The organism is Herminiimonas contaminans, assembly GCF_015645465.1.
Lineage (GTDB): Bacteria > Pseudomonadota > Gammaproteobacteria > Burkholderiales > Burkholderiaceae_D > Oxalicibacterium > Oxalicibacterium contaminans.
The window spans coordinates 74694-93665 of record NZ_JADOEL010000010.1 but is presented as its reverse complement, the minus strand read 5'-3'; the positions used below and the strand labels follow the sequence as shown (position 1 = coordinate 93665).

Here is an 18972-nt window from a genome sequence, read left to right as displayed (position 1 = left end):
GGGAAAAGCGGGCAGCGCCGGACGGCACTACCGCAGAACAAGCCAGGGGTTGGCTGATGCTTCAGGCGATTTCATCGCGTGGATCGCGGGACAGCAAACGCTTGACCGTGTCACGCGGCGAGTCGCCGTCAAATAGTACTCCCGCTACCGCATCCGCTATCGGCATATCAACGCCGTGCTCCCGTGCCAGCTCACGCACTGCTTGCGCACAACGCACACCTTCAGCCACGTGCCCCAGTTCAGTCACAATCTGCGCCAGCTTCTTGCCTGCGGCAAGGCCGAGTCCGACTTTACGATTACGCGATAAATCACCGGTACAGGTCAGGATCAGATCACCCATACCCGCCAGGCCATTAAAGGTTTCAGCACGTCCACCCAGCGCCACGCCGAGGCGCGTGATCTCGGCCAGGCCGCGTGTAATCAAAGCAGCACGTGCATTCAGACCAAGGCCGAGGCCATCAATGATGCCGGTGGCAATCGCCAGGACATTCTTTACTGCGCCACCGACTTCGACACCTGTCAAATCATCGGTCGCGTATATGCGTATGGCCGGGCTGTGCACGACTTGCACCACACGCTCACGCAAGGTGGCGCTATCCGATGCAATCGCCAGCGCGCACGGCAAACCACGCGCCACTTCCTGCGCAAACGAAGGTCCGGACAAGGCGCCAGCAGGAACCGCATCACCGAGAATTTCATGCACGATTTGATGCGGCAATAAATGTGTTTTTTCTTCGAAGCCTTTGCACAGCCAGACCAGATTCGGGATGGCATAGGCCCGCAATTGCGTCGTCAACGGCCGCAAGCCAGCCAGCGAAGTTGCCACGATCAGCAAGCCATCGCTGCCCACATGCGCTATCGCGGCATCCAGATCGGAACCGAGCAGGAGGCTGTCAGGGAAACGGAAACCAGGCAGATAGGCCACGTTCTCGCGTGCCTCTTGTGCCGCCTGCATTACGCCTGCATCGCGGCCCCACAACATGACGCTATGACGTTCGGCCAGCGACATCGCCAAAGCCGTACCCCATGCACCTGCGCCTAGTATAGAAATATTCATGCGGCGCTTACTCGCCCCACACTTCACTGGATTTGGCAAAACCGGTCTGCCCATCACGATGCTTGAGCTTGACCCAGCCCGCAGCAGGTGGCGCGACCAGCTCCAGCAACACTCCTTTGTCGGCTGTTGCCACCACAGCGGATGCATCTTCTGCTGCTGCATGCAGCTTGAGATTGGCGGCCGTCACGACCACATTGCGTTTCGAACTTAAGGCCTTCGCTTCTACCCAGGCCAGGTCGCCTGCAACGTCACGCACTTTGCTCCAGCCAGTCTGCGTCAGTACAACTTCGACCGGCATGCCACGCGGCGCGACAAACACTTTGCGACCTTTTTCGGTCGGCGCGTTGTACAGCACAGCAGGATTGTTACCTACGGATTTGTACTCAACCGCATACGCGGCACTCGTACCCAGCATGGTCACCAGCAAAACAGGAATAAACGGGGCGGACCATTTCATAAATCACCTTAGGGAGAGTCTGGCGCGCTGCAGGTGCGTTCGGCAACGCACGCTGCAGGCAAATTGAAAACTTAGTGTCTTGCTGCCGAACCGTCTGCCATCACGATGCCGGGGCTGCTTTCAGCTTGCTGCTTGGCCAGGGCTTCCAGACGTTGCTGGTAAAACGCTTCAAAATTGATTTCGCTCAGGTGTACTGGCGGGAAACCGGCACGGGTAATCACATCAGCGATATTTGCACGCAGGTATGGATAAATCACGTTCGGGCAACCGATGCCGAGCAGTGGGTCCAGTTGTTCGTCAGGGATGTTGCGGATTTCGAAAATACCAGCTTGTTTGCCTTCAACCAGGAACGCAGTCTTGTCTGCAATTTTCGCAGTAACGGTAATCGTGACGGTCGACTCGAAGATGCCTTCGGCCAGCGGTTGTGCGCCTACATCTACGGCGACTTCAATATTTGGCTGCTCCTGTTCCAGGAAGATGGCTGGGGAATTCGGTTGTTCGAGCGACAGATCTTTCAGGTAAACACGTTGGATCTGGAATAAAGGTTGCAGATTTTCGTCAGCCATGAAGCACTTTCAATAGGATTAGATAAAGAGGGGATCACCCCTCCTGCTTACTTGCAAATAAAAGAATTTATACGCTTACGCGCTTTGCAGCAAGGCGTCCAGCTTGCCCTGGCGCTCAAGCGCGTTCAAATCGTCAAAACCGCCGACATGGGTCTCGCCCACATAAATTTGCGGCACGGTACGGCGGCCGGTCTTTTCCATCATGGCAGCACGTTGCGCCGGATCAAGGTCGACACGGATTTTTTCGATATTCGAGATGCCTTTGGCGGTCAGCAGGCGTTCTGCCATCGTGCAATAAGGGCAAACTCCGGTGCTATACATCACTACATGCGCAGTCATCATTACTCCTTCTTACTTTGTGACCGGCAGGCCTTGCGATTGCCAAGCATCCTGCCCACCGAGTAAACTAACGGCTTCGGCGTAGCCTTCTTTTTTCAAAAGTGCGGTTGCTTTGTTCGATTGCAAGCCCTTGTTGCAGACGACGATCACCGGGCGGCCTTTGAATTTTTCCAATTCCGCCACGCGACCTTTCAATTCTTTCAATGGGATGTTTTTCGCATCGCGGATGTGGCCAGCTGCGAAATCAGCCGCGGAACGCACGTCCAGGACCAGTGTTTTGCCCTGGTTAATGATTTGGGTTGCTTGCAATGCGGTAACTTTTGCACCTACGCGTTGCAGGGTATGCGCGACCAAAGCGCCGCCGGACAAAATGATAATACCGATGAGGAAAATGTTATCAAGGAAGAATTTCACGGTGATCCAATTAGTTGAAAGAGTGTTCGCATTATAAAATAGAAGACCGAATACAATTCGGATTCGGCATTTTGCATCAAAAAACCATTAATTATCTAATTGAACCATGTACAAAATCGTATTGATGCGCCACGGCGAGTCCACATGGAACCTCGATAACCGCTTCACCGGCTGGGCCGATGTCGACTTGACGGAAAAAGGTCGCAACGAAGCCAAACATGCTGGTGTATTGCTGCGTGAAGCAGGCTTTACGTTTGATCTGGCCTATTCCTCCGTCCTCAAACGCGCCATCCGCACCCTCTGGATTGCGCTCGACGAGATGGATTTGATGTGGATACCGGTAGTCTGCGACTGGCACCTGAACGAACGCCATTACGGCGCGCTGCAAGGCATGAACAAGGCCGAAACAGCTGAGAAATACGGTGCCGACCAGGTTTTACAATGGCGTCGCAGCTATGACATCCCGCCGAAACACCTGGCGGAAGACGATCCTCGTACCATGTTTGATGATCCACGCTACGCCCATCTGCAGCGCGAACAAATTCCGCTGGGCGAATGCCTGAAAGACACCTTGCTGCGCGTGGAACCGTACTGGAACGACACCATCGTGCCTTCGATACGTGCCGGCAAACAAATCATCATTTCTGCTCACGGCAACAGCCTGCGCGCGCTGATCAAGATACTCGACGATATCAGCGACCAGGACATCGTCTCACTCAGTATTCCAAACGGCCGTCCTATCGTCTATGAACTGGACGAAAACCTGAAACCGATACGACATTACTACCTGGGCGACCAGGAATCACTGCAGGCAGCTGTCCAGGCCGCCGCCAGCCATGGACCAAGCAAGTAATCGCAGTGCTCATTTCATTGCTAACACGCACTAACAGCAAATCTGCCATGCCCGTCAGCCAGCACCAGCCAGGCCGCACGGGCATGCGCATTTTTGCCGCCCTCTCCGCCCTGGCACTGTGCTTCAGCCTGGCCGATTACGCCCACGCGCAAAAAGCGACCGACCGCAGCAAACAAAAGAAGATTGCCGAAACCGAACGCGCCGACCTGCGCCAAAAGCTCAACACGCTGAAACGCAGCATAGACAAGACCGAAACCGCCAAAAGCTATGCCGCCGACGCGCTGGCCCAGTCGGAAGAAGCCATTTCCGACGCCAAACGCAATCTGAACGACCTGGCGCAGGAGCAAAGACAAACCGAAGCCAAGCTCGGTGAGTTATCGAAGCAACAAGCAGCGCTGCAGAAAATTGTCGACGCCCAGCAAACCCAGCTGGCCAAGCTGCTGCGTGAGCAATACGTGGCTGGCAATGAAGACCGCATCAAACTGCTGCTTTCAGGTGATAACCCGAACCGCATCAACCGCGAGTTGCAATACATGGGCTATGTCTCGCGCGCGCAGGCAAGCCTGATCGAATCACTGCGCGCCAACCTGGCTGCGATCGAAGAAAACCAGGCTGAAGTACAAAATGCCAAGCAGGAACTGGATGAAATCGCCACCGAAGCACGCGAACAGCATGCCATCCTGCAAAAGGAAAAAACCCAGCGTTCCGCCCTGCTGGCACAACTTTCCAGCAAATTAACGGCGCAGCGCAAAGAAGTCGGTGCCATCGAACGTGACGAGCGTCGTCTCTCCAGCCTGGTCGACAAGCTGGCCGTATTAATCCAGGAACAGCGTAAAGCCGAAGCCGCCGCAGCCGAAAAGCGCCGCCAGGAACGCATTGCACGCGCCCAGGCCGAACGTGAAAAACGCCAGGCGCAGGCCAAAACCCGCAATACGCCTGACCGTACCGCCAACGGCAAAATCAGCAATCCGGACGCGATAGAAGACGACGAACCGCCAAGCAAAACCCTGGCGCGCAATGAACTCACACCTGACGCTGGCGTCCAAGACGGAGCGTTTGCCGCTCTGCGCGGACGTTTGCGCCTGCCGGTACGCGGTGACCTGGTCGCCAAATTCGGCAGCAAACGGGGCGACGGCCCAAGCTGGAAAGGCTTGTTCATACGCGCCGAGGAAGGCAGCGAAGTCAAGGCAGTGGCAGCTGGTCGCGTCGTTTTTGCGGAATGGCTGCGCGGATTTGGCAATTTGATCATTGTTGACCACGGCGGGCAGTACATGACGATTTACGGCAATAATCAATCCGTGCTAAAACACGCTGGCGACACCGTCAAATCCGGCGACGTCATTGCCAGCACAGGTAATAGCGGCGGCAATGAGCAATCAGGTTTATACTTTGAAATGCGGCACCAAGGCCGTGCGTTTGACCCGCTCAGTTGGGTAACTATTAGGTGAACATGGGAACGAAACTCAAGAATATCGGACTGGTCGGTTTAGGCATGGTTGCCGGCGTGATCGCGATGGGGACACAATTGGACGCGATGGCGCAAAAAAATGCCGCCGGTACGCCCTTGCCTCTAGAAGAATTACGCCAATTGTCCGAAGTATTCGGACTCATAAAATCGGACTACGTCGAGCCAGTCGACGACAAGAAACTCCTGACCGAAGCGATTTCCGGCATGGTGTCATCGCTGGATCCGCACTCTGCCTACCTCGACAAGAAAGCATTCAAGGAATTGCGTGAAGGCACGCAAGGCAAGTTTGTCGGCCTCGGCATCGAAGTCGGGATGGAAGACGGCTACGTCAAAGTTATTTCTCCTATCGAAGATTCGCCTGCTTATCGCGCCGGCATCAAGGCAGGCGATCTGATCACCCGCCTGGACTCAACCCCGGTCAAAGGCATGACGCTGGACGAAGCAGTCAAGCGCATGCGTGGTGAACCAAATACCAAGATCACGCTGACCATCGCGCGCAAGGATGAAGATAAACCTATCATCATCACCATCACGCGCCAGGAAATCCGTGTGCAAAGCGTCAAGGCAAAAATCGTTGAGCCAGGCTATGCATGGCTGCGCGTCTCGCAATTCCAGGAGCCGACGGTAGACGATATGGCGAAGAAAATCGCTACCCTGTACGCACAAGACCCTAACCTCAAAGGCCTGGTACTCGACCTGCGCAATGATCCGGGTGGCGTATTGCCAGGTGCGATCGGTGTGTCTGCCGCATTCCTGCCCAAAGACGTCGTCGTGACTTCGACCAATGGTCAATTGCCGGATTCCAAAGCGAGCTTCTATGCGCGCCGCGAATTCTATGCAAGCCGTTCGGTTGGTGACCCGCTGGCCAAATTGCCGGAAGCATTGAAAAAAATCCCTATGGTCGTACTGGTCAACTCCGGTTCGGCATCCGCGTCTGAAATCGTGGCCGGTGCTTTGCAGGATTACAAGCGCGCCACCATCATGGGCACCCAGACCTTCGGTAAAGGTTCGGTACAAACCATACGTCAATTGTCTGCCGATACCGCAGTCAAGCTGACCACCGCGCGTTACTACACACCGAACGGCCGCTCGATCCAGGCCAAAGGCATCGTGCCGGATCTGATGGTCGATGAAACCGCAGATGGCGATGGCCTGAACGGCCTGCGCCTGCGCGAAGCAGACTTGCAAAAGCATCTGTCCAATGACAAAGACAAAGGCCCTGAAGTACACGCCGCTGTCGATGAACTGGAAGAAGAGCAACGCCTGGCTGCGCTCGAGAAAAAACGCAAACCACTGGAATTCGGTAGCAAGGATGACTTCCAGTTGACGCAAGCCCTGAACCACCTGAAAGGTTTGCCGGTAGTGCTGTCCAAAGCGAAACCTGAGCCGAAGAAAGAAGAACCCGGCATCAACAAGCCCAAGACAGACCCTAAAGCAGAACCGAAAAACGGCGACAAAAAATAGTCGTGACCGCTAACAAAAAAGGCCGCAGCGATGCGGCTTTTTTTGATTGTCCCGACTGCTTTTCTGCCGCACCACGCTATACGGATTACTTATGAACGACCAGCAACTCCTGCGCTATTCACGTCACATCCTGCTCGATGAAATCGATATCGAAGGACAGGAAAAACTGTTGGCAGCCCATGTCCTCATCATAGGCGCTGGCGGCCTCGGTTCGCCCGCTGCTTATTACCTGGCTTCGGCTGGCGTAGGCACCATCACGCTGGTCGATGACGACACGGTAGACCTGACCAACCTGCAGCGACAAATCCTGCACACCACACAACGTGTGGGGCAGGCCAAGGTTGCATCCGGCAAGCAGACACTGGAAGAAATCAATCCGACCATAGAAGTAGTGGCGCTGCAAGAACGCGTTTCCGGTGAGCGTCTGGACGAGCTGGTACGTAGTGCGACCGTGGTACTCGACTGCTGCGATAACTTTGCCACGCGTCATGCCGTCAATCGTGCCTGCGTCGCCAATAAAGTACCGCTGGTATCCGGTGCCGCCATCAAGTTCGACGGGCAAATCAGCGTATTCGATCAGCGTGACGCACAAGCGCCCTGCTACTCCTGCGTCTTCCCGCAAGACCAGGAATTCGAAGATGTGAATTGCGGCACCATGGGTGTCTTTGCACCATTGGTCGGTATCGTCGGCAGCATGCAGGCAGCAGAAGCATTGAAGCTCATCGTTGGCATCGGTGAATCACTGGCCGGACGTTTGCTATTGCTGGATGCGCGTTCCATGGAATGGAGCAGCATCAAAGTCAAACGTAATGCCAAATGCGTGGTGTGCGGCCAGGCACACTAAGATCTGCTTCATCTAACCCAGCTGTTCATACATACCGGTAATCCGGTCCATGGTTTCCAGTATGCGTTCGCTACTGGTCGCGACATTGGTGGCGAAACGCAGCTTGGTATCATCGTTGATCGCGTTGCTCTTCAGAGCCTGATCAAAGAAAAACCACTGCTGCTGCGCCAGCAGGATGTCCTGCTTGATAGGCGTCGTATTTTTGGATGAAGCCGATAACTCTGCCATCGCCGCCAGGAATTCATCACGCGCCTTAATCAGCCCCGGCAACGCGTCGGACGACGCAACACCCCAATTAATCGCCTGATAAAATTTCGCCATGCGCTGCGACAACATGCGTTGACGTCCGGCGATATTCACCAGATGACCGACAGCGGTATCGGAAATCTTTTCCAGTTGCAGTGTGGATGCATGTGCCAGCGCCAGCACTTCTTCGCTGAGTCGCATCACAGCCTTCGCATCCTGCAGGTTCGGTGTCTGACCCAGCAAAGCATTCTTGTACGCGCTCCAGGTCTTTTTCAGGCTCGCCAGCGTCGCTTTGTTTTCTGCATTCGGCGCATACGATTCGAGCTCGCCCAATTGCTTTTCAAACAGTGTCAGCGACGCATTGAATAATTTTTGCGACCGTGGCATATCGATCGCCTGGCCGATCTGCAAATAACACTTCGCCAGTCGTTGCGACAACATGCGTTGACGTCCGGACTTGTTGATCGCGTCGTTGATATGCGCAATCCGCGTATCGACTGCCTGCGCCCGGGACACGAGTAGCAATACGGGAGTAGCCAGCAAGCTGGTCTGGAGAAAATGGCGCCGGTTCATTGTTATTCCTTATTATTGTCAGGCTGCTGTCTGTGAGCACAGACACCATTTCCGTGGTGCAAAAGCTATGCCAAGCGCAGCCGTTCTCCACGCTGTCTACTGCAGCCCAAAGCGGTGCGAAATACGGCTATCGGGGCAAATAATGCTGCCCAAAATGCACCAAGTCGGCCGCCACCACCCTTTACATAACTTTACGGCTCGCAAGCGAATCCGCAACAGTGGACTCCTAAAGTATCAACATGCCTGCACCACACAGCAGGCACCATAGCCAAACAAGGAGCTTAGTATGAATAGCCAAACCCGCAATACCGTAGCCACTGTCCCTGCTGCCGGTCGCGCACGCCGCCTGATGATGGTAGGTGCAACTGCTGCGATCTTCAGCGCTCTCTCCATCGTCGGCGTCAGCCACGCACAGGAAGGCCAGGCACCACAAGCTACCCAGCAACAGAAACAAGGTGGCCCACACGGCAAAATGAATCCTGAACGTGCCGAAAAGCGCTTCGACCACATGCTCAAACGCGTCGTACCGGATGCCACACCAGAGCAAAAAACCAAGCTCGGCGCAATCGCCAAGTCGGCTTTCAACGACCTGCGTCCCATCATGGAACAAAACCGTGCAGCGCATGAGCAAGGCCTGAAATTGCTGGCACAGCCAAGCATCGATCGCAAGGCGCTGGAACAAGTACGTCAGACCGAGCAAAAACTGGCTGATCAACGTTCGCGTCGCATGACCCAGGCATTTGCTGATGCAGCCGAAGTGCTGACCCCGGCACAACGTGTGAAAGCAGTTGAACAACTGAGCAAACACCGCGGTGGTTTCGGTCATCGTTTTGGTCACCGTTTTGGTCATGAAGGCCATGACCGTGACCACGGCCGCAAAGGACCACCACCAGCACCGGCAGCAGCACCAGCTGCCCAGTAAAATAAATCCGGTAGCATGAACGCGCCAGCCTCCATTAATTTGGACGCTGGCGCTAGTCACAACGACTCACTGCCGGACACTACGCGTTACACTAGCCCCATGACACAACGCCTACTGATGATAGAAGACGACCAGCGCTTAGCCAGCATGGTCGCCACTTACCTGAACCAGAACGGGTTCGAGGTCACGCATGCCGGTACTGCCAGCGAGGGCCTGCTGCAATTGCAGCAAGCTGCCGCCACGCAAGCCTACTCCATCGTGCTGCTCGACCTGATGCTGCCGGATGCCGACGGTCTTGACGTCTGTCGACAAATTCGCGGCCAGGCACAACCATTGGCATCCATGCCCATCGTCATGCTGACCGCGAAAGGCGATCCTATGGATCGCGTGGTCGGACTGGAACTCGGCGCCGACGACTACATACCAAAACCATTTGAACCGCGCGAGTTACTGGCGCGGCTACGGGCGGTATTACGCCGTCAACAAGGCGTAGCGACCAACAATGAACGCGTGCTGCGCTTCGGCCGTCTCGAGATCGACCTGGATGCCCGTGTGATCCGACTCGATGACCAGGAAAAGCCAGTCACTTCGTATCAATTCAATTTACTGGCAGCGATGGCAGATCGCGCCGGACGTGTGCTCTCGCGCGAACAATTAATGGACGTCGTCAAAGGTGAGCCGCTGGAAGCCTTTGATCGCTCTATCGACGTCCATATCGGTCGTTTGCGCGCAGCGATAGAAGATGACCCCAAACAGCCTAAACGCATCATCACCGTGCGTGGTGCAGGCTATGTATTTGCAAAGGCGCAGGATGTCTGACGCAGCAACACCAGGACGTTTCAGCTGGTCACACCGGCTCTACATCCGCATCTACCTCGCCATGCTGATCAGCCTGACGATCGCAGGCATATTGTTCGCGTCGGCCTGGCGCATCAATACCGAATCACGTCAGATTGGGCCTAGCCTGGAATCGTTTGCGGCGATTGCTGCCGACGTCTTGCCACCAGCTGATGCGAGCAATGAAGAACAGCAGGAAGCATTGAACCGCTGGCGTCAGCGCATGCGCGCCGACCTCACGCTGTATTCGGCCAAGCGCGAAAAAATAGCTTCGATAGGCCGTGAATTGCCACCGCTGGATGAAACCCAGACCACGAGCGGCTGGCTCGGTGGCGGGCCACCGGTCTTCGCCGTCAAATTACCGGATGATCGCTGGCTGGTGGGCCAGCATCCGGGCCGACGCAAACCACCATTCAGTTTCTTCACCACGCTGGTCATCATCGGCCTGGCGATGGGCATAGGTGCCTACCCTATCGTGCGCCGCCTGACGCGCCGCCTGGAGCGACTGCAAACCAGCGTCGAAGCCTTGGGTGCCGGTCAGCTGTCGACCCGTATCGCAGTCGAAGGCAAGGATGAAGTCGGACGCCTGGCGACCAGTTTCAATCGCTCGGCAGCGCGTATCGAAGCGCTGGTCGATGCGCAAAAAGCGCTGCTGGCCAATGCCTCGCATGAGTTGCGCTCGCCACTGGCACGCATCCGCATGGCCGTCGAATTGATGGCGGCCGATGCACAGCCGGAGATGCGCAATGAACTCAAGCGCAATATCGGCGAACTCGATCAACTGATCGATGAAATCCTGCTGGCCAGTCGCCTCGATGCAACTACCGATGCAGCACAGATCTTTGAGCCTATCGATTTAACCGCGCTGGTCGCCGAAGAATGCGCACGCATGGACGCGCAACTGGAAACCGAATCGGTAGAGATTCCCGGTGACGCACGCTTGCTGCGCCGCCTGGTACGCAACCTGCTGGAAAATGCACGGCGCTATGGCAATGGCACACCTATCGATGTCAGCCTGCAGAAAACAGGCAACAAGGTTGTCCTGCAAGTGTGCGACGGTGGCCCGGGTGTGCCGGAAGCGGAGCGCGAAAATATCTTCGCACCTTTCTATCGCCTGCCGGGTGCCAGTGAGCGTGAAGGCGGCGTTGGCTTGGGTCTGAGCCTGGTGCAACAGATCGCGCGTGCGCATGGTGGTGAAGTCATCTGCAGCGGACGCGCAGGTGGTGGCAGCTGCTTCAAGGTGACGCTGCCAGCGTAATGATTTGATTGCTTCGTTACGGCCAGACGATCACAGCCGGAACAACGCCACGCAATGCATTGCAAACAAAGATTTGCTCTGCATTGCGTACATCCTCAAGCGTCAGGATACGCTCCTGCGCATTCCATACCGCATCATCCAGTATCGCTGCACGCATCACGCCAGGCAGCAAGCCGCTACTGAGTGGCGGCGTATACCACTGCCCCTGCAATTTGACGAAGAGCGTGCTGCGCCCGCCTTCAGTCACCTGCCCTTGCGTATTGCAAAACAGTTGATCGAAAGCACCCTGCTGTTCTGCTGCACGCCATGCCGCGTCATAGGCAGTGCGTATCGTGGTTTTATGGCGCAGGAAGAGATCGCTGGCATCCACGGTTTGTTCTGCCAGTAGCAGCCTCACTGGCTCAGCCAGTGGCGTGAGGACCGCACTTTGTATCGTATGACTGCCGTCCTGTTTCAATGCGAAGCGCAATCTGCGCGCAGCCCCATCATCAAATGCACCGCATGCTGCATGCAAGGCTGCACGGATTGTTGCTTCGTCATAGGCAAAGCTGAAATAAGCTGCAGAGGCAGCCAGGCGTCGCAAGTGTCTGTCCAGATGCCGCACACCATCGTCACGCGTCGCATACATGGTTTCGAATAATTCAAACTCAGCCTGCATACCGATCAGGAAGCGCGCTTTCAGGCGGCACTCTTCATATTCATCGGCAGCCACACTGTCATGCACGATGCCAGCGCCCACGCCCATCTCACCCTTGCGTATGCCATCCTGGTTCCGTGCCTGCAATTGCAGGGTACGTATAGGCACTGACAGGCAGAAATTCCCCAGGGTTTGCTTTGCTAGTGGCGGATCGAAGTAGCCGATCGCACCTGTGTACCAACCGCGCGGATTAGTTTCCAGCTCGCGGATGATTTGCATGGTGCGATGTTTGGGCGCACCGGTAATCGAGCCACAGGGATACAGCGCGTCAAATATCTCTGCCAAACCCGCTGCTTCATGCAGTTGCGCATGCACGGTAGAAGTCATTTGCAGCACGCTGCTATAGCGCTGCACATCAAATAATTTATCAACCTTGACCGAACCAGTCTGCGCGACCCGCCCAAGATCATTGCGCAAGAGGTCCACTATCATCAGATTCTCGGCGCGGTTCTTGGTATCAGCCGCGAGCGCATCGGCGGCTAGCTGATCCTGCTGCACATCACCGCTGGCAGCGGCCGTACCCTTCATAGGTCGCACAGTCAGCACACCATCGTCGTGACGCACGAACAATTCCGGCGACAGCGACAAGGCGGCATGCCCATCCGGCAAGCCGATCAGCGCGCCATACGGCACTGGCTGACGCGCACGCAAACGACGATATAGGGCATGCACCGAGCCATAGGCATCGAAACGCAGGCGGTAGGTGTAGTTCACCTGATAGGTATCACCGGCTGCGATGTAATCATGTATGCGCGCGATCGCGGCACTGAAGGCAGCCTCATCGGTGTCGGCCACCACCTGCGCAATACCGGCAGCGGCTGGTGCCTGCGCCGCCAGCCATGCCTCTACCTGTGCCGATGTCAGGTGTGCGCAATGTTCGAATAAAAGGATTTCAGCCCAAGGCTGCTCGCCCGCATGGGGGACGATGTTGTGCAAGGCCGCGCCTAGCTCATAGCTGAAGAGACTGACGGCAAATTTCCCTTGCCTCAACGCCTGCTGCATCTCATCCAATAGCGCAGGAAGTTGCGACGCCTGCTGGCACGACAACACACCGAGATAACCTGTGTACAGGCGTGAACGTGCATCGGCCGCACTCGCATCTATATCGTCGAGCAAGGCAAAACAGGCGTCAGCGGTAACAGCAGGGGTAAAGAGAGACATAAAACAGGGGCGTGAGTCAGGCCGTGAGTACGCGGGAAGTCGCTATTGTACGACCAAGCGGCTCCGGAGTTTTTCAGACTGCTCTGACGGCACGTAACCTGCCTAGTCGGGAACGATCAAATCAACAGAGTGGCCCGCGATCAGGCCAGCAACATCGCTATCTGTGCCGATGCATGCTCGGACGGGTTTTGCTTGAAGCCGGTTTTGGCATAGCGCTGCCAATGACCGAGCACCGTATTCGCAATCAGGTTGGCACGTACCGCAACCTCGGCTTCATTCGCCTGCCCTTGCGTCGCCGCAATACGCAGTGATTGTTTCAATGCCAGTTCAATACGGTCTATGAATTGATTCATCCGCGTTTGCAGACGTTCGTCTTCGTTCACCAGTGCATCACCTATCATCACACGCGTCATGCCGGGATTGCGTTCGGCGAAGTTGAGCAGCATGAGGACAATGGCCTGCACTTGCGACAAGCCATTCTCCTGTTGCTCGGTGATTTTATTGATGAGGCCGAAGACGGTCGATTCGATGAATTCGATCAGGCCTTCAAACATTTGCGCCTTGCTGGCGAAATGCCGGTACAGCGCTGCCTCGGACACGTCGAGACGTGCCGCCAGTGCTGCCGTGGTAATTTTTTCCCCTTTGGGCTGCTCCAGCATGGTGGCCAATGTCTGGAGTATTTGCAGCTTGCGTTCACCTGGTTTTGTAGTTGCCATAATATTCTTATAAGTAAGTTAGCAATCTAAAACTCATACCGCGGGTAGCCCCCGCTAGCGCAATCGGTGCAACTGCCTGAATAGTTGCCCTACGGATTTTACTTTGACATCGACATAAATTGGGCGTTTTGTGTAGGTGATTGTTGCGCGCTCGCCAGTTGATGCCTGCTTGTTCGAATCGCTGGCCAAATATTGGGTAACCCATGCGGTCGCCATGCCCAGTTCCTTGGCCCCTTTCAGGTGAGCGATGGTGTCCTCTACCAGCACACAGTGGCGCGCACTGATCTTTTCGCGCGCCATCAGTTTACGTAACATTTGTTTCGACGGTTTGGGTCGCAAGCGACCATGTACACGCATCGCTTCGATAGGAATATGCCGGGCAAAATGCTTGTGCAGTCCCAGATGGCGTAATACCTCGCGTGAATAACGACGTGGTGCATTCGTCAGCAATATCTTGCGGCCCGGCAGCCGACGCAGCAAGCGCGCCAGCCCCCGTTCGGCACGTATCATGGTCGGCAAATCATCAAAACGATGTGCTTCACGCAAGAAATCTTCAGGCCGGACCTGATGATGATTTACCATACCGAGCAAAGTCGCACCGTAGCGCTGCCAATACGTCAGGCGCGCAGCATTCACCGCCGCCTCATCCGAAGCGTGTCCGCCCTCATGCAGCACCTGGGCGATGTAGGCATTCATATTCAGATGTATCGCGGGGAAGATCGCATGCGATGCGTTATGCAGCGTGTTATCCAGGTCGAACAGCCAGGTCAGCTTGGGCATCGTCTATATTCGTTTATCTGTATATCGGGTATTTAAAACAATCAAGGGAGTTGCATGCGTCGTACCATCGTTTTTGTTTTCACCTTGTTATTAGGCTTCTTCAATCCCAGCGTACAAGCTGACAACCCTGCCGCAAGTAAAGCCACTGCGGCCGCACAAAAGCAAACCATCCCGCAGCGCGGCACGCTGTATCGCGTCACTTATCGCGGCAATACCAGCTATCTGTTCGGCACTGTGCATGTCGGCAAGACTGCATTTTACCCACTCGAACCAGAAGTGACACGCGCCTTCTCCGCCGCCAGGAAACTGGTCATCGAAGTTGACGTCCGTAATACAGAAGCGATGCGCCAGGCCGTTATGCGCCACGGCCTCTATCCGGCCGGACAAACCATTAACCAGCATTTGTCGGCAGATGCCAGCGCCCAATTGCGCCAGGCCTTGCGCCGCTATGGCACACCATTTGAAAGCATCGCGCGCATGAAGCCGTGGATGGTGGCTAATCTCTTGCTGGTGCAGGAAATGGCACGCCAGGGCTTTCCCAGTGAACAAGGTATAGAGCTGCACTTCCTGTCGCTGGCCGAGAAACAAAAGAAAACCGTGCAGGAACTGGAGACAGCGGATTACCAGTTGTCACTGTTCGACAGCATGAACGATGCCGAACAAGAGGAGTACCTGGTAGAGAACCTGACCGAGTTGGCCAACGGTGCTGCCATGCAAAAAGCACTGGATCTGATCACAGCCTGGCAAAGCGCCGATGCGAAGGCGCTGGATGCTGCCCTGCTGGAGATGCAAAAAGGTGAAAACGCCTCGGATCGCTTCCTGCAGAAGGTCTTGCTGGATCAGCGTAATCCGGCCATGGCGCAGCAGGTAGAAGCCTTGCTCAGGACTGACAAAACCAGCTTCGTCGCGGTGGGTGCATTGCATTTGCTGGGAGCCAAAGGCGTGCCCGGCTTGCTGCAACAACGTGGCTACACGGTACAAAAACTGTATTAAAACCATCTGTTCCGGACGCTGCACGGCCCTATTTTTCGCAAAAATATTTCAAAAAGGAAATATTTTTGCGCATTTTTTTTCGCCATGGCAAGATGCATTTAAGAAATCGCCCATGAAAAAAGACGCATAAATTGGCTCCTCGCTATACCCGGGCAGCCATATCGCCATATCGTTTTGTGAGCGCCATCTAGCAAACTGAAGTACCAAGCTGATGTTGCCTCACAAAGGAATGTCTGATGAACACTACGCGATTGTTTGAATGGCTAGGCGTGCATATCCGTGCAATACGGATCATCATGGTTCCCATCCTCATCATCGCCGTCTGTGGTGTCTATGCGCTGGTATATGCAACCGGCGGCATCAAATTCGTTTACTCCCATTCGATGTACCTGCCCATCATGCTGGCAGGTTTTGTTTTTGGCATGCGCGGCGGCCTGGTAGTGGGCCTGATCGGTGGCATCGCACTCGGCCCCTTCATGCCCATCGATGTCATCACCGGCGAACAGCAAGCCATGCTCAACTGGCTCTACCGCACCGGATTTTTCATGCTGGTCGGATTTGCCTGCGGCGTCGCCAGTGACAGCGTCAGGTCTTACCTGAAACATTTGAAATGGATAGCGCGGCACGACCCGGCTACGCAGCTGCCCAACCGCAGTGCCTTGCTGGGCGCACTGGCACAACTGCCCAAAGTCAAAAGCAATGCCAACCTGCATATGCTGGTCGTAGTCTCACTGCAAAATGCGATGGAGCTAAAGTCTGCATTTGGCTTTGACGTCATCAAGGAAGTCGCACAACAATCGGCGGCCCGCTACACCTACATCTTGCAGGACAAAGTACAGGTCTACCGTATCGACCCAGAGCAGTTAGGCATCCTGATCCGGGATCGGGATGCCCAAACCATCAAGCTCCTGCTCGCAGATTTAGTCAGGGGCGCACGACAACCCTACCAGTTCAACGACATCCCCATCCACGCCGACTCCCGTCTCGGCTACGCCACCTTCAGCAAGATCACGCAGTCACCCGATTTTTACCTGCAAAGAGCGGAATCAGCATTGATCTCCGCCGATGAAGAAGCACTGGATTGTGTCGCCTACAGTCCGGAAACCAGCAACTTCGCAAAAGAAAACCTTTCTATACTCGGCAGTCTGATGAGCGCCATCAAGGAAGGCCAGCTCTCGCTGCATTACCAGCCCAAGATTTGCATACGCACCGGCGAAATACACAGTGTCGAAGCGCTGATGCGCTGGAACCATCCGGAACGCGGCAACATCCCTCCCGGCATTTTCATTCCACGCGCAGAACAAAGTACGCTGATCAACCTGATCACCGAGTTCGCGCTGGAGCAGGCGATGAAACAAATCGTGGCGTGGCGTCAGCAAGGCATACACCTGCCGATCGCGGTCAACATCTCACCACGCAATTTATTGCAGCCCGGCTTCTCCGATCTGGTGCTGTCCTTGTTGCAGCGCTATGAAGTCAGCGGTCAGTCACTGGAGCTGGAAGTCACGGAAGGTGCGCTGATGCACGACATCGCACGCACGATAGTAGAACTGAGCCGTCTTGCCGATGCCAAGATCACGATTTCGATAGACGATTTCGGCACGGGTTACTCGTCGCTGCAATATTTGCATCAACTGCCGATTTCACTGATCAAGATAGACCAGTCTTTCGTACGTCGGCTGCCGGATGACAAAGGTGCTGTACACATTGTTGAAGCTGCGGTTACGCTGGCGCACAAGATGGGCATGCAAACCATAGCCGAAGGCGTGGAAGAAGAAAATGCCTACAAATTACTGTCTGACCTCGGCTGCGATATCGCGCAAGGTTTTATGATTTCGCGCCCGCTACCGGCAGCGGAATTTGAAAAGTGGCATGCGCAGTACCAGGCCGAGATTTTGTCGCTACCTGCTTAAGCGTTGAGAGAATAAAAAAAGCGTAAGGACCTGAAGTCCTTACGCTTTCTTATTGAATTGAATCTGTTCAGTGCGAGCGGATCATGGTGCCGAACGCTTGTTCGGTCAACACTTCCAGCAGCAGCGAATGTTCGATACGACCATCAATGATGTGCACGGTATTGACGCCGGACTTGGCCGCATCCAGTGCCGATGAAATTTTAGGCAGCATGCCACCGGAGATGGTGCCGTCTTCAAACATCTCATCAATCTCGCGTGCCGACAAATCGGTCAGCAAATTGCCCTGCTTGTCTTGTACGCCAGCGATGTTTGTCATCATGATCAGCTTTTCAGCTTTCAGGATTTCAGCGATCTTGCCCGCAACCACGTCAGCATTGATGTTGTATGCCTGACCATCATCACCGAAACCGATAGGCGAAATGATAGGAATGAAAGCATCGTCCTGCAACGCTTTGACAACCGCAGGATTGATCGCTTCGATGTCGCCGACAAAACCGATGTCGAGGAATTCGCCCGGATGTTCCTTGTCCGGCATTTGCATTTTCTTGGCACGGATCAAACCGCCATCTTTGCCGGTCAGGCCGACTGCCTGGCCACCGTAGTGGTTGATCAGCATCACGATGTCTTGCTGCACTTCACCGCCCAGCACCCATTCCACGACTTCCATGGTTTCTTCATCGGTAATGCGCATGCCTTGCACGAAGGTGCCTTGCTTGCCGATCTTCTTCAGCGCGTTATCGATTTGCGGACCGCCGCCGTGCACCACGACCGGGTTCATGCCGACCAGTTTCAATAAAATCACGTCGCGCGCAAAGCCATGCTTCAGGCGCTCTTCGGTCATGGCATTGCCGCCGTATTTAACGACAATGGTCTTGCCGTGAAATTTGCGGATATACGGCAGCGCCTCGGCCAGAATTTGCGCCTGTATTTGTGGCGAAACTACAGTAAGATCAGCGTTCATATCGGTCAAGTTGGGTAGTAGTGGTTCTGAAAAAAGGATGACCGCGATTTTACAGCGAATGCCAATTCATTTCTTGGCTCTTTGCCGGAAATGCCACGAATATTCAGTCCCTGTCTTGCCCAAACGACAAAACCACCGCAGATGCAGCCCGTTTGCCCGCCTGTAACAGCCGTCACGGCTGCCGTGCGATTTGTCGACAAGCAATATCAGAAAATGAAAACGGAAGAAAAATGAGTAGTTGTTCACAATGCGGCACCACTTTCTCCTGTGGCATGGTGGACACGACAAGCGCTCAAGCCTGCTGGTGCACCGCCCTGCCGACAGCACCCAAAGGCGAGATAATGCGTGACGCGAGTGGCAAGGCCAAAACCTGCATGTGCCAGAATTGCCTGTCTGCGCTGCGGGCGCGCCGACTGGCCGCCGCCAGCTCAGCGCCTAAGACTTAACCCGGCG

Annotated in this window: 20 protein-coding genes; 10 read left to right on the top strand and 10 right to left on the bottom strand. The window is 55.2% G+C overall.

The annotated features are described in order from the left end of the window. Positions 1-61: 61 nt before the first annotated feature. The 5 genes from IXC47_RS12870 to IXC47_RS12850 all read right to left on the bottom strand — a co-directional run bounded on the left by IXC47_RS12870 (position 62) and on the right by IXC47_RS12850 (position 2833). Positions 62-1057, bottom strand: coding sequence for an NAD(P)H-dependent glycerol-3-phosphate dehydrogenase (locus IXC47_RS12870; protein WP_195875865.1), 996 nt, complete (start codon positions 1055-1057; stop codon positions 62-64). A 7-nt stretch (positions 1058-1064) separates the two neighbouring features. Next, positions 1065-1514, bottom strand: coding sequence for an SH3 domain-containing protein (locus tag IXC47_RS12865; RefSeq protein ID WP_195875864.1), 450 nt, complete (start codon positions 1512-1514; stop codon positions 1065-1067). A 71-nt stretch (positions 1515-1585) separates the two neighbouring features. Continuing rightward, on the bottom strand, positions 1586-2080 hold the full coding sequence (gene secB / locus IXC47_RS12860; protein WP_124574369.1) for a protein-export chaperone SecB: 495 nt from the start codon (positions 2078-2080) through the stop codon (positions 1586-1588). 75 nt (positions 2081-2155) lie between these two features. Further along, on the bottom strand, positions 2156-2419 hold the full coding sequence (gene grxC, locus IXC47_RS12855; RefSeq protein ID WP_175625206.1) for a glutaredoxin 3: 264 nt from the start codon (positions 2417-2419) through the stop codon (positions 2156-2158). A gap of 12 nt (positions 2420-2431) precedes the next feature. Beyond that, complete coding sequence (locus IXC47_RS12850) at positions 2432-2833, bottom strand: rhodanese-like domain-containing protein (protein WP_175624796.1); 402 nt, start codon at positions 2831-2833, stop codon at positions 2432-2434. A gap of 106 nt (positions 2834-2939) precedes the next feature. Between IXC47_RS12850 and gpmA the strand changes: the two genes are divergently transcribed. The 4 genes from gpmA (at position 2940) to IXC47_RS12830 (ending at position 7462) form a co-directional block, all read left to right on the top strand. After that, positions 2940-3686, top strand: a complete 747-nt coding sequence (gene gpmA / locus IXC47_RS12845) for a 2,3-diphosphoglycerate-dependent phosphoglycerate mutase (protein WP_175624795.1) — start codon at positions 2940-2942, stop codon at positions 3684-3686. A gap of 83 nt (positions 3687-3769) precedes the next feature. Beyond that, complete coding sequence (locus tag IXC47_RS12840; RefSeq protein ID WP_195875900.1) at positions 3770-5134, top strand: murein hydrolase activator EnvC family protein; 1365 nt, start codon at positions 3770-3772, stop codon at positions 5132-5134. A gap of 2 nt (positions 5135-5136) precedes the next feature. Next, entirely contained in the window at positions 5137-6618 is a 1482-nt protein-coding gene (locus IXC47_RS12835; RefSeq protein ID WP_175624794.1) for a S41 family peptidase, read from the top strand. Positions 6619-6709: 91 nt separating this feature from the next. After that, entirely contained in the window at positions 6710-7462 is a 753-nt protein-coding gene (locus IXC47_RS12830; protein WP_175624793.1) for a HesA/MoeB/ThiF family protein, read from the top strand. 12 nt (positions 7463-7474) lie between these two features. Here IXC47_RS12830 and IXC47_RS12825 read toward each other — a convergent pair whose 3' ends face one another. Continuing rightward, a complete protein-coding gene (locus IXC47_RS12825; protein ID WP_195875863.1) occupies positions 7475-8281 on the bottom strand; it encodes a type IV pili methyl-accepting chemotaxis transducer N-terminal domain-containing protein in 807 nt (268 codons plus the stop codon). Positions 8282-8567: 286 nt separating this feature from the next. Here IXC47_RS12825 and IXC47_RS12820 point away from each other — a divergent pair, with 286 nt between their 5' ends. From IXC47_RS12820 to IXC47_RS12810, 3 genes are all read left to right on the top strand, one after another. Beyond that, positions 8568-9203 (top strand): Spy/CpxP family protein refolding chaperone, encoded by a 636-nt coding sequence (locus IXC47_RS12820; protein WP_195875862.1) that lies wholly within the window; start codon positions 8568-8570, stop codon positions 9201-9203. A gap of 99 nt (positions 9204-9302) precedes the next feature. Beyond that, on the top strand, positions 9303-10022 hold the full coding sequence (locus IXC47_RS12815; protein ID WP_230089544.1) for a response regulator: 720 nt from the start codon (positions 9303-9305) through the stop codon (positions 10020-10022). Beyond that, complete coding sequence (locus IXC47_RS12810; RefSeq protein WP_175624790.1) at positions 10015-11298, top strand: sensor histidine kinase; 1284 nt, start codon at positions 10015-10017, stop codon at positions 11296-11298. Before IXC47_RS12815 ends, IXC47_RS12810 begins: the two co-directional genes overlap by 8 nt. 16 nt (positions 11299-11314) lie before the next feature. On the opposite strand, the gene pabB is transcribed toward IXC47_RS12810, so the two are convergent. The 3 genes from pabB to IXC47_RS12795 form a co-directional block, all read right to left on the bottom strand. After that, the gene (gene pabB / locus IXC47_RS12805; protein WP_195875861.1) at positions 11315-13156 is read right to left on the bottom strand and encodes an aminodeoxychorismate synthase component I; all 1842 of its coding nucleotides are present in this window, start codon (positions 13154-13156) and stop codon (positions 11315-11317) included. A 140-nt stretch (positions 13157-13296) separates the two neighbouring features. Next, entirely contained in the window at positions 13297-13872 is a 576-nt protein-coding gene (gene slmA / locus IXC47_RS12800; RefSeq protein ID WP_175624788.1) for a nucleoid occlusion factor SlmA, read from the bottom strand. A gap of 54 nt (positions 13873-13926) precedes the next feature. Next, a complete protein-coding gene (locus IXC47_RS12795) occupies positions 13927-14652 on the bottom strand; it encodes a pyrimidine 5'-nucleotidase (protein ID WP_175624787.1) in 726 nt (241 codons plus the stop codon). A 54-nt stretch (positions 14653-14706) separates the two neighbouring features. Here IXC47_RS12795 and IXC47_RS12790 point away from each other — a divergent pair, with 54 nt between their 5' ends. Together IXC47_RS12790 and IXC47_RS12785 are read left to right on the top strand one after the other, a co-directional pair. Then, positions 14707-15645, top strand: coding sequence for a TraB/GumN family protein (locus IXC47_RS12790; RefSeq protein WP_195875860.1), 939 nt, complete (start codon positions 14707-14709; stop codon positions 15643-15645). 236 nt (positions 15646-15881) lie between these two features. Further along, positions 15882-17558, top strand: coding sequence for a putative bifunctional diguanylate cyclase/phosphodiesterase (locus IXC47_RS12785; protein ID WP_195875859.1), 1677 nt, complete (start codon positions 15882-15884; stop codon positions 17556-17558). 67 nt (positions 17559-17625) lie between these two features. On the opposite strand, the gene argB is transcribed toward IXC47_RS12785, so the two are convergent. Then, positions 17626-18519: an acetylglutamate kinase gene (gene argB / locus IXC47_RS12780; protein WP_175624784.1), complete on the bottom strand. Its 894-nt coding sequence runs from the start codon at positions 18517-18519 to the stop codon at positions 17626-17628. Positions 18520-18749: 230 nt separating this feature from the next. On the opposite strand from argB, the gene IXC47_RS12775 reads away from it, so the two are divergent. Beyond that, the gene (locus IXC47_RS12775) at positions 18750-18965 is read left to right on the top strand and encodes a cysteine-rich CWC family protein (protein WP_195875858.1); all 216 of its coding nucleotides are present in this window, start codon (positions 18750-18752) and stop codon (positions 18963-18965) included. Positions 18966-18972 lie beyond the last annotated feature (7 nt).

Bases quoted from the DNA above. Each gene is read 5' to 3' on its own strand.
- IXC47_RS12870 (WP_195875865.1), bottom strand. From the start codon at position 1,057: ATGAATATTTCTATACTAGGCGCAGGTGCATGGGGTACGGCTTTGGCG.
- IXC47_RS12865 (WP_195875864.1), bottom strand. From the start codon at position 1,514: ATGAAATGGTCCGCCCCGTTTATTCCTGTTTTGCTGGTGACCATGCTG.
- secB (WP_124574369.1), bottom strand. From the start codon at position 2,080: ATGGCTGACGAAAATCTGCAACCTTTATTCCAGATCCAACGTGTTTAC.
- grxC (WP_175625206.1), bottom strand. From the start codon at position 2,419: ATGACTGCGCATGTAGTGATGTATAGCACCGGAGTTTGCCCTTATTGC.
- gpmA (WP_175624795.1), top strand. From the start codon at position 2,940: ATGTACAAAATCGTATTGATGCGCCACGGCGAGTCCACATGGAACCTC.
- IXC47_RS12840 (WP_195875900.1), top strand. From the start codon at position 3,770: ATGCGCATTTTTGCCGCCCTCTCCGCCCTGGCACTGTGCTTCAGCCTG.
- IXC47_RS12835 (WP_175624794.1), top strand. From the start codon at position 5,137: ATGGGAACGAAACTCAAGAATATCGGACTGGTCGGTTTAGGCATGGTT.
- IXC47_RS12830 (WP_175624793.1), top strand. From the start codon at position 6,710: ATGAACGACCAGCAACTCCTGCGCTATTCACGTCACATCCTGCTCGAT.
- IXC47_RS12825 (WP_195875863.1), bottom strand. From the start codon at position 8,281: ATGAACCGGCGCCATTTTCTCCAGACCAGCTTGCTGGCTACTCCCGTA.
- IXC47_RS12820 (WP_195875862.1), top strand. From the start codon at position 8,568: ATGAATAGCCAAACCCGCAATACCGTAGCCACTGTCCCTGCTGCCGGT.
- IXC47_RS12815 (WP_230089544.1), top strand. From the start codon at position 9,303: ATGACACAACGCCTACTGATGATAGAAGACGACCAGCGCTTAGCCAGC.
- IXC47_RS12810 (WP_175624790.1), top strand. From the start codon at position 10,015: ATGTCTGACGCAGCAACACCAGGACGTTTCAGCTGGTCACACCGGCTC.
- pabB (WP_195875861.1), bottom strand. From the start codon at position 13,156: ATGTCTCTCTTTACCCCTGCTGTTACCGCTGACGCCTGTTTTGCCTTG.
- slmA (WP_175624788.1), bottom strand. From the start codon at position 13,872: ATGGCAACTACAAAACCAGGTGAACGCAAGCTGCAAATACTCCAGACA.
- IXC47_RS12795 (WP_175624787.1), bottom strand. From the start codon at position 14,652: ATGCCCAAGCTGACCTGGCTGTTCGACCTGGATAACACGCTGCATAAC.
- IXC47_RS12790 (WP_195875860.1), top strand. From the start codon at position 14,707: ATGCGTCGTACCATCGTTTTTGTTTTCACCTTGTTATTAGGCTTCTTC.
- IXC47_RS12785 (WP_195875859.1), top strand. From the start codon at position 15,882: ATGAACACTACGCGATTGTTTGAATGGCTAGGCGTGCATATCCGTGCA.
- argB (WP_175624784.1), bottom strand. From the start codon at position 18,519: ATGAACGCTGATCTTACTGTAGTTTCGCCACAAATACAGGCGCAAATT.
- IXC47_RS12775 (WP_195875858.1), top strand. From the start codon at position 18,750: ATGAGTAGTTGTTCACAATGCGGCACCACTTTCTCCTGTGGCATGGTG.